This is a genomic window from Streptomyces sp. NPDC002793, from assembly GCF_040295485.1.
Taxonomy (GTDB): domain Bacteria; phylum Actinomycetota; class Actinomycetes; order Streptomycetales; family Streptomycetaceae; genus Streptomyces.
In genome coordinates this window covers 1-1,578 of sequence record NZ_JBEOVL010000136.1, presented here as the reverse complement: position 1 = coordinate 1,578, position 1,578 = coordinate 1, and the positions used below count along the sequence as shown (strand labels likewise).

At 67.2% G+C, this 1,578-nt stretch carries 1 protein-coding gene; it reads left to right on the top strand.

Annotation, left to right across the window (positions count from 1 at the left end):
• The coding region (locus ABT001_RS35965) for a condensation domain-containing protein (protein WP_351285905.1) at positions 1–1,578 on the top strand (1,578 nt) is incomplete at both ends.

Sequence of the window (1,578 nt, the reverse complement as noted above, 5' to 3'; positions counted from 1 at the left end):
GAGGAGGTTCTGGCCGGTATCTGGCAGGAGGTGCTGCATCTGGACCGTGTCGGTGTGCACGACAACTTCTTCGACCTCGGCGGTCACTCCCTCCTTGTCACCCAACTCGTCGCCCGCATACGGCGGACACTCAGGGCGGACGTGCGGCTCCGCGATGTCTTCAACGCGCCCACGGTGGCCGAACTGGCGCAGACGGTGGCGGCGGCCGGCCGTGTCAGCGAGGGCGTCCTGACCGTGGGCCGGGGAGACGAGCCGCTGGTCGCCTCGTACGCGCAGCAGCGCATGTGGTTCCTGCACCGTATGAACCCGGACAGCAGTCTCTACAACATCGCGGCGGCCTGGAGGCTCGACGGCGAACTGGACAGGGACGCGTTGGAACGCGCGCTCAACGAGATCATCCGCCGGCACCAGGTGCTCAGGACGGTCTTCCCCGAGCGGGGCGGCACGCCGGAACCGGTCGTGCAGGACTTCGTCCACCGTCCGCTGCCCCTGACCGACGTCTCCGCGTCCCCCGATCCGCGGCGCAGCGGTGACGAGGTGGTCGCAGCGGAGGCCGACCTGCCGTTCGACCTGGCCGACGGCCCGCTGACCCGGATCGGTCTGGTACGGCTCGCCCCCCGTCGGCACATCCTGATGGTCAGCATGCACCACATCCTCGGCGACGACTGGTCACTGGAGGTGCTGCTGACCGAGCTGGCCACCCTCTACGGCGCCTTCATCGAGAACCGGCCGGCCGGGCTTCCCGACCTGCCCGTTCAGTACACCGACTTCGCCCGCTGGCAGAACGGCATGCTCGAGGACCATGAGCTCGAGCAGCACCTCGCCTACTGGCGCACCTACCTCGATGGCGCCGAGCACACGCTCGACCTGCCCACCGACCACCCGCGGCCGTCGATGCCGAGCCACAGCGGAGGGACGGTCTCGTTCGCCCTCAGCCCCGAACTCAGCGACGCGCTGCGTGAGATCAGCCGCGCGCACGACGCCACCGTCTTCATGACCGTCGCCACCGCCTTCAACCTCCTGCTGCACCGCTACAGCGGCCAGGACGACTTCTGCATCGGATACGCGGTGGGCAACAGGGACCGGCTGGAGACCGAGAAGCTCATCGGCCTCTTCGTCAACACCCTGGTCCTGCGTTCCCGTCTGTCCCCCGGAGACACCTTCGAGTCACAACTCCGGCAGGTCCGTGAGTCCATGCTGCGGGCCGACGCCCACCGAGACCTGCCGTTCGAGAAGCTGGTCGAGGAGATCCAGCCCGCCCGCGACCTCTCTCGGCACCCCCTCTTCCAGGTGACCTACAGCTACACCACGACGCACGGTTCGAAGGCCGACCCCGGTACGTCGGTGCCGGGCTTCGGCAACCGCGACATCACCCTTCCCGGCCTGGACATCGGCTTCTACGAGCACGACTCCAGGACGGCCAAGTTCGATCTGGCGTTCTTCCTTTCCGAGACCGGCCCCGGAAACGGCATCGAAGGAGAGATCGAGTTCTCTGCGGATTTGTTTGATCGGGGTTCTGTGGAGCGGTTGGTGGGGTTGTTCGTGGTGTTGTTGGAGGGGGTGGTGGGTGATGTGGGT